6 protein-coding genes are annotated in these 8683 nt (G+C 42.5%); all 6 read left to right on the plus strand.

Annotated elements, in window-relative coordinates:
• Window positions 1-183 precede the first annotated feature (183 nt).
• Entirely contained in the window at window positions 184-1380 is a 1197-nt protein-coding gene (scyF, locus tag F8R90_RS21960; protein ID WP_196512451.1) for a scytonemin biosynthesis PEP-CTERM protein ScyF, read from the plus strand.
• Window positions 1381-1575: 195 nt separating this feature from the next.
• Window positions 1576-2865 (plus strand): glycosyltransferase family 4 protein, encoded by a 1290-nt coding sequence (locus tag F8R90_RS21965; RefSeq protein WP_196512452.1) that lies wholly within the window; start codon window positions 1576-1578, stop codon window positions 2863-2865.
• A gap of 14 nt (window positions 2866-2879) precedes the next feature.
• The gene (gene tyrA, locus F8R90_RS21970) at window positions 2880-3968 is read left to right on the plus strand and encodes a bifunctional chorismate mutase/prephenate dehydrogenase (protein WP_196512453.1); all 1089 of its coding nucleotides are present in this window, start codon (window positions 2880-2882) and stop codon (window positions 3966-3968) included.
• 12 nt (window positions 3969-3980) lie between these two features.
• Window positions 3981-4628, plus strand: coding sequence for a DsbA family oxidoreductase (locus tag F8R90_RS21975; protein WP_196512454.1), 648 nt, complete (start codon window positions 3981-3983; stop codon window positions 4626-4628).
• Window positions 4622-5818, plus strand: a complete 1197-nt coding sequence (locus F8R90_RS21980; RefSeq protein ID WP_196512455.1) for a 3-dehydroquinate synthase — start codon at window positions 4622-4624, stop codon at window positions 5816-5818. The genes F8R90_RS21975 and F8R90_RS21980 overlap by 7 nt, the downstream gene beginning before the upstream one ends.
• 590 nt (window positions 5819-6408) lie before the next feature.
• The gene (locus F8R90_RS21985) at window positions 6409-8610 is read left to right on the plus strand and encodes an anthranilate synthase (protein WP_196512456.1); all 2202 of its coding nucleotides are present in this window, start codon (window positions 6409-6411) and stop codon (window positions 8608-8610) included.
• Window positions 8611-8683 lie beyond the last annotated feature (73 nt).

Consider the following 8683-nt stretch of genomic DNA (forward strand, 5'->3'; position numbering starts at 1 on the left):
CCCTGCCCCCTGCTCCCCTGCCTCTTCTCTCAGGCATAGCTTACAGAATAGGCTGCTGCCTCACACAGAAAGTTGCATTTCAAACAAGAGGCGGCAGCCCGAATTTTAGGGTTCCCAAACTGGGACTGGGAACGAAATTAGTCTAGGAAAGAGTATAACTCATACAACCAGGACTTCAAACTCATGGGATTAGTCAAAAATTTGTCACTTGCTATTCTCGGTACCGGATTCACCGTGTTGGCAACAGCAGTCCAAGCCAAGGCTGTAACATTAACTTACGACAGAAGTATTGGTAGCCCCGGCTTCGGCCCTGGAGAACTGTTTGTACCCCAAGGGATAGCAGTGGATAGCCAAGGGAATACCCTCATAGCTAACGGACGCGGTGTTAACCCGGATGGTACTCCTAACTACAACCTCGGTAACAAAATTGAAAAATTTAGTCCAACCGGTCAGTATATTGGAGCAATTGGCTCCGGCGGCACAGGACCTGGGCAGTTTGACGAGCCAACAACTGTAGACTTTAATCCCGTAACAGGGGATTTGTATTCAGGTGATGTTTACAACAACCGCATCAATCAATTCGATCCTCAGGGTAACTTTATTAGATCCTTTGCAAACGGAGATTTTACCCCTCGCGTCAATGATAGGATTTTCTTTGGGCCATCTGGTCTAACATTTGACAAAACTGGCAACGTTTACGTAGGTGATTTTAACGGCGAAAGAATCCTTAAATTCACACCAGACGGACAGCCAATTGGTGTCATTGGTGGCAGTGTGGGCACTGCACCTGGGCAATTCCAAGGTGTCGCAGGTGTAAGAATTTCCCCAGTTAGTGGAAATATCTTTGTAGCTGACCAGTATAACAATCGCGTTCAAGTACTCGATCCAAATGGTAATCCTCTGTTGGCATTTGGTTCAGAAGGTAGCGGACCTGGACAGCTTCTTCAGCCAATTGGCATCGAAGTGGACGACCAAGAGAATATTTATGTAGCTGATTCTATTAATAGCCGCGTACAGGTATTCGATAAAAACGGTAACTTCTTGACTTCCTTCGGTCAACCAGCCCTCGATGCATCAGGTAACCCTGTACCGCCTCCAGCATTAACTGGTCCTCCTTTTGGCGACCCCCTCGACCTCACTCCCGGCAGATTTAACTGGACGGGTGGTACAACCCTCAAAGATGACAAGCTGTATGTGGGCGATTTCTTCCAAGGTCGTGTCCAAGTGTTAAACGTAGAGGGCAGAAAGCAAGTGCCGGAACCTAATTCAGCATTAGGTTTAGCATTGCTTGGACTTGGGGCTGCTACTATCACATTGCGAAAACGTGGGCAACAACAGTCGGTCTTCGGTTTACAGAAGGAACTGCAAAATAATTCGTAATTCGTAATTAAAAAGTTTCTTAGGGTGCGTTATGCCCTTGGCTAGCGCACCATCTCAATAAACTCGGTGGCGTACTCTCGGCAGTAATACACCCTATGAAAATTTCAGGTTATTAAATCCGGAACAAGGGATATAAAAACTGGATACCACAATAAAGCCAACATGATCAAGGTGCTTTCAGGACATTAAGAGTTCATGCAAATTCTGATTTATTCATACAACTATCATCCAGAACCAATTGGTATTGCACCTTTGATGACTGAACTAGCAGAAGGGCTGGTGAAGCGAGGGCACCAAGTGCGGGTAATAACAGGTATGCCTAACTATCCTCAGCGTCAGATTTACGACGAGTATCGAGGTAAGTTATACGTTACTGAACAAAAAAATGGTGTGACCATTCAGCGTAGTTACCTGCGGATTAAGTCTAAACCTAACCTTATAGATAGACTACTGCTAGAGTTGAGCTTTGTTTTTACAAGTTTGCCACAAGCACTCAAGGGTAAGCGACCTGATGTAATTCTTTTAACAGTGCCGCCGTTACTAGTTTGTTTACCTGCAATCTTAATAGGTTGGCTATACAACTGCCCAGTAGTGCTGAATGTGCAAGATATTCTTCCTGAAGCTGCCGTGCGTGTTGGGCTAATTAAAAATAAGTTGATGATTCAAGCTCTGGAAGCTTTAGAGAAATTTGCCTACCGAACTGCACATACCATTAGCGTAATTGCTGATGGTTTTGTAGATAATTTAATAAATAAAGGTGTACCTGCTAATAAAATTGCCTGCATTCCAAATTGGGTAAATCTAAATTTTATCCGCCCTTTACCGAAGGAGAATAACTCCTGGAGAGCTACCCATCAACTCGATGGTAAATTTGTAGTGCTTTATTCAGGTAATATTGCTCTCACGCAAGGTTTGGAGACAGTAATAGAAGCAGCATCGCGATTGCGTCATATTAATGATATTGTCTTTGCGATCGCAGGTGAATCTCAAGCTCTCGAAAGGTTGCAAAAACATTGTCTTGCTTGTGGCGCAGATAACGTTTTGCTGCTACCGTTGCAACCGCGAGAAAAACTACCGCAAATGTTAGCAGCCGCAGATGTCGGGTTAATTGTCCAAAAAAGCAATGTAATTTCCTTCAACATGCCTTCTAAAATACCACTGCTGTTAGCCAGTGGTCGCCCAATTGTCGGTTCAGTTCCCGCCGCTGGTACTGCTGCTAAAGCTATCAAAGAAAGTGGTGGCGGCATTATTGTTGAGCCAGAGTCAGCAGATGCTTTGGCTGCGGCGGTGTTGGATTTATATAATCAGCCGGAATTAGCAGCACAATTAGGACGCAAAGGAAGAAAGTTTGCCGTAGAAAATTATTCCTTTGAGCAAGCGCTAGATCGGTATGAAGAACTATTTTCTGATGTGATTGCCAAAGAAGCAACAACTTTGGATATCTTGCCCGAATTGAGTTCTAAGGAATCACTTGTTGATATTTGAAAATTGGAAGAAAAATGCCTTTGAAATCTTCTTATTCTGAGCAGCTTAAAAAAACCGACGAAAGCTTAATTGCCCTACTGAGCGATCGCATATCATTATTAGCAGCATTAGAACAACCTTCTTTAGATGAACAACTGGCTGATGTCGCTCCCCTACTCGCTCAAGCTGGTATTCCTGAGTCGGTTTGGGCAGGTGTAATAAATAGTTGTCATGCTAGTCTGATTCCTAAATCTGCAATAAATCATGTCAGTCCCCGACAAATTACCATCATCGGTGGACGCGGCAGGATGGGAAGATTATTTAAAGAGCAGCTTTTGCTAGTAGGTCACAATGTTAGCATTCTCGAACATGAAGATTGGGAGTATGCAGACCAACTATTAAGTCAGGCAGAATTAGTATTAGTCAGCGTTCCCATTGAACATACAGTTGATGTTATCAAGCGTGCAACTAAATACCTTGCCCCAAATACAGCTTTGTGTGACATCACGAGTATAAAGACTCAGCCAACTCAAGCAATGCTCGAATACCATTGCGGCCCAGTTATGGGTTTACATCCAATGTTTGGGCCAAATATCAAATCGTTTTTGGGACAAAAGGTGGTAGTATGTCCAGGCAGAAATGATAATTCATTTCAATGGCTATTAGACTTGATCAAAAGTAAAGGGGGAGAGTTAATTGTTTGCACGCCTGAAGAACACGATCAAATGATGGTAATTATTCAAGCAACGCAGCATTTCTGTAGATTTAGCTTGGGCGTTTTCTTAGCACAAGCAAGAGTGGATATAGAGCAGAGTTTAACAATGTCAACTCCTAACTATCGTCAAGAAATTGACATTGTTAAACGTTTGTTTTCTCAAAATTCTAACTTATGTGTGGATATTATGCTAGCTACAGAAGAAAGGTGTGATGCAATTAGCTTTTTAGCCAATACTTACAGCCGATTGGCAAAACTGGTAGTGGGGAAAGATAGAGACGCATTAATTCAAGAATTTGAAAATACTCAAAGATTTTTTGAGCAAAAAATTAACAATTTTCTACAACCTTTAAATACAACAGTCCAACGAGATTTTAAACCACAGATGCACATAAATATTAGCCTTTGAAGAACAAAAACTATGCTGATAGACATTTTTCACGATCCCGTTTGCCCCTGGTGCAGAATAGGAAAAAAGCATTTATTTGATGCACTGGCACAATGGCCAGAAAAAGAAGTAGATATCCGCTGGCATCCCTTTATTCTCGATAATACTGTTCCTGCTGACGGGTACGAATTTCGCAGTTTTATGCTAGATAGAAAAGGACTCAAAGCGGAAGAATTACAATACCTGTTTGATTCTACGCAATATGCAGGTGAGGCGGCTGGAGTCAAGCTAGATTTTGAAAAAATCCGTTTGGCTGTTAATACTAAGCTTTCGCACCGACTGATTGCACTCGCACCCGCAAGGGTAAAAAACGATGTCGTAGAAGCCATTTATAAAGCTTACTTTGAAGACGGTTTGAACATCGGAGATATTGATGTTCTTGTTGCCATAGGTAGTTATTACCAAATGGATTTTAGGGAACTACGACTGCAATTGAGTGATGATGCTGCGGTTAAAGCCTTTGTGGCTGAATCAATATTTGCTCGACCGCATGGTATCAATAGTGTGCCATTCTTCATCATCAATAATAAAGTCAAGATAAATGGTTCTCATTCGGTAGAAATGTTCCTTCAAGCTTTTAATCGTGCCGCACTTATAGATATATCAGCAAAAATATGGTAGTTGACATTAAGCAAAAAAGTAGATTCAGTCTGCAACCAATTCATCAGCGTGTTTCGGTTACTTTCAACTATGAAGTTTACTTCACCCAAAATTTATTTGAGTTGAAAAATCCTACCTTAGCCCAAGTGATTTCAGGGGATGGGGAGACAAAGCCGAAGAAAGTAGTAGCGATAGTAGACGCAGGAATATTGCAGCATCAACCGGAATTGGTGAAGCAATTAGTAGCGTATACCAAGTTTTATGCAGAGGTACTAGCGATCGCAGCTGAACCGATGATAATTTCAGGAGGAGAAGCTGCCAAAAACGATCGCAATTTAGTAGATCAAATCCAGCAGCAGATTGAAGCAGCCGGATTATGTCGCCACTCTTATGTGTTAGCGATCGGGGGTGGGGCTGTATTGGATTTGGTAGGATATGCTGCTGCAACTGCTCACCGGGGAATTCGCCTAATTCGGATTCCGACGACGGTGTTAGCACAAAATGATTCCGGCGTTGGCGTAAAAAACGGCATCAACGCCTTTGGTAAAAAGAACTTTCTCGGTACATTTGCGCCACCTTATGCCGTTATAAATGATTCTGCCTTTTTGACAACTCTAGACGATCGCGATTGGCGTTCTGGAATCGCAGAAGCCGTCAAAGTGGCGCTAATTAAGGATGCTAGCTTTTTTGATTTTATCCACACTCACAGCACAGCCCTGGCGCGGCGAGACATGGACACCATGCAACAAGTTATTTATCGTTGCGCCCAGTTACACCTAGAACATATTGCCAATAGCGGCGATCCTTTTGAAATGGGTTCGTCTCGTCCCCTGGATTTTGGACATTGGGCGGCTCATAAACTGGAGCATTTGACAAATTATCGCTTGCGTCATGGCGAAGCAGTTGCGATCGGTATTGCTTTGGATAGCACCTATTCTTATTTAGTAGGACTGCTTGATTCTTCAGAGTGGCAACAGATATTAAATACTTTATCAGCGTTAGGTTTCACGTTGTATGTGCCAGAACTAGCTGAGAAGTTATCACAACTGGAACATCCTGATTGTCTGTTCCGGGGTTTAACCGAGTTCCGCGAACACTTGGGTGGAGAATTGACTTTAACGCTTTTACAACGCATTGGAAAAGCAATTGAAGTTCACAAGGTGGATTTGTTATTGTACAGGCAAGCAATATCGCTGTTGCGCGAGTTTTAAATGCATAGGCGCTTCTCTACGAGACGCTACGCGTAGCTTGCTTCCACGAAGTGGTACGCCTTCCCGCAGGGTAGGAACACTGAGGTTTGATGCGAGACAATTTTTCACTACTAACTTGTGAGATTATCTACTACCTTTGAGGGAGGCGAAGAATTGCAAACAGTATTGCCAGGAAATTTACTAGAAAAGCAGTATAAAAAGCGAATAAATTGACACCTAATCGAAAAATTATTCAATGTATTATCTGCTTGATATCTAGTACTCTTAAATAAGAAGCAAAAAGTTTTCCATTACATCTTTATAAACCAATACAGTTCAGTTAAGCATTTATTTTTTCTCTTTCTTCCTTTGCGCCCTTTGCGTCTTTGCGGTAGCCTGCGGCAAGCCGCTCCGCGTCTACGTTAAAAAATTGACTTTGTTTGACAAAGAGTGAAGCCTTAACCCAAGCGTATTGCCTTATAAACGAGTCTAAAGATTTAGATAGTTTGAATTAACTTGGTATAGAGTTATCCAAATTTGTTTTAATTTGAAGATAGTTATCAATAATGATTAAGGGCTGCTGACTAATAAATATTTCAGAGAAATTCCCCATGATTTTTGATTCCCGTTCCTACAAAACCCTTGGCGGTGTAAGTGTTTCTCGCTCCATCACCGAAGTGAAGATGGACATTGCCCTGGAAGATATTCTGTTTCGCTTAAATTCTCAGCGTGGAGGTTTGCTAAGGAGCAGCTATGAATATCCAGGCAGATATAAGAGATGGGCGATCGGATTTGTCAATCCACCATTGGAATTGACTACACAGGGAAATGCTTTTACTTTGATAGCGTTGAATGAACGCGGTGAAGTTCTTTTACCATTACTCCTAGAGCAGCTATCTCAGTCAGAACAACTTGAGAAAATTAGCCAAGATGAGAAGCATCTTGTCGGCTTTATTAAACCTGCAAAAAAACTATTTGCTGAAGAAGAACGTAGTAAACAACCTTCAGCATTTACTGTTATCCGGGAAATTCTATATACTTTTTCTAGTCAAGAAGACGAGCATTTAGGATTGTATGGGGCATTTGGTTATGACTTAGTTTTTCAGTTTGAACCAATTACCCAACGCCTAGAACGTCCTAAAGATCAACGGGATTTAGTGCTTTATCTGCCTGATGACTTGATAGTTGTTGACTACTATCAGCAACGCGCATTTCGTCTAGAATATGAATTTGAAACAGTGCATGGCAGCACTAATAATCTGCCTCGAACAGGTGAGTCTGTAGACTATCGCGGAAAACATCTTCTCCCAAATCAAACTGCTGACCATAAAGTAGGCGAGTATGCTAAAAAAGTCGAGGGTGCGCTCGATTATTTCCGCCGAGGCGATTTATTTGAAGTGGTTCCTAGTCAAAACTTTTTTGAAGGCTATGAAGAAGAACCCAGCAAACTATTTAACACCTTAAAAGAAATAAATCCTAGCCCTTATGGGTTTATTTTTAATTTAGGTGGAGAATATCTGATTGGCGCATCTCCCGAAATGTTTGTGCGGGTTGAAGGTAGGCGGGTAGAAACTTGTCCTATTAGTGGCACTATTAGCCGGGGACAAGATGCTCTTGACGATGCCGTGCAAATTCGTCAGTTACTCAACTCACACAAAGATGAAGCTGAGTTGACCATGTGTACTGATGTCGATCGCAATGACAAATCCCGAATCTGCGAACCTGGTTCAGTACAAGTGATTGGTCGTCGCCAAATTGAATTATACAGCCACCTGATACATACAGTGGATCATGTTGAGGGTACACTGCGATCGCAATTTGATGCTTTAGATGCCTTTCTTTCGCATACATGGGCGGTTACAGTCACTGGCGCACCCAAAAAAGCCGCAATCGATTTTATTGAACAGCATGAACGTAGCGCCCGACGTTGGTATGGTGGAGCAGTTGGCTATTTAAATTTCAATGGGAATTTAAATACTGGATTAATTCTGCGGACAATCCGATTAAAAGACTGCATCGCCGAAGTGCGAGTTGGTGCTACTGTCCTTTATGATTCGATACCCCAAGCAGAAGAACAAGAAACAATTACCAAAGCTGCTGCTTTATTTGAAACAATTCGCCGTGTAAAGCAAACGAGTCAGAAAATTGATGAATCCAGTTCCATAAAATCAACTAAAATCCTCCCAAGTGCCGCAGCTGGTAAACGCATCTTACTAATAGACTATGAAGACTCATTTGTTCATACCCTAGCCAATTACATTCGTCAAACTGGTGCAAACGTCACCACACTCCGTCATGGTTTCTCAGAATCGTTATTCGATACAGAACGCCCTGACTTAGTTGTTTTATCTCCTGGCCCTGGTAGACCAAGTGATTTTCGGGTTCCCCAGACAGTCGGTGCCCTTCTTCATCGCAAAATTCCGATTTTCGGAGTTTGTCTGGGACTGCAAGGCATTGTTGAAGCCTTTGATGGACAATTGGGAGTCCTTAACTATCCCCAACATGGTAAATCCTCACGAATTTTCGTCACCGATTCTAATTCTGTGACCTTCAAAAACTTACCACAATCTTTTCCAGTGGGTAGATATCACTCATTGTTTGCCCTACCGCAACATTTGCCAAAAGAACTGAAGGTAACAGCAATTTCTGATGACGACGTAATTATGGGCATTGAACATCAGACACTTCCCATCGCCGCCGTTCAGTTTCATCCAGAATCAATCATGACTCTAGCGGGAGAAGTCGGTCTGGAAATCATTAAAAATGTGGTGCGTGCATATACAACCAAAGAGTCATTAGTCATTGGTCATTGAAAAGAGGCAGAGGGGCGGGGTGCGGGGGGCAGAGGGGAAAATTCTTCTCCCTTGCTCCCTGCTCCCTGCTCCC

The sequence above is a fragment of the Nostoc sp. NZL genome, from assembly GCF_015714705.1.
GTDB classification, from domain to species: domain Bacteria; phylum Cyanobacteriota; class Cyanobacteriia; order Cyanobacteriales; family Nostocaceae; genus Nostoc; species Nostoc foliaceum_A.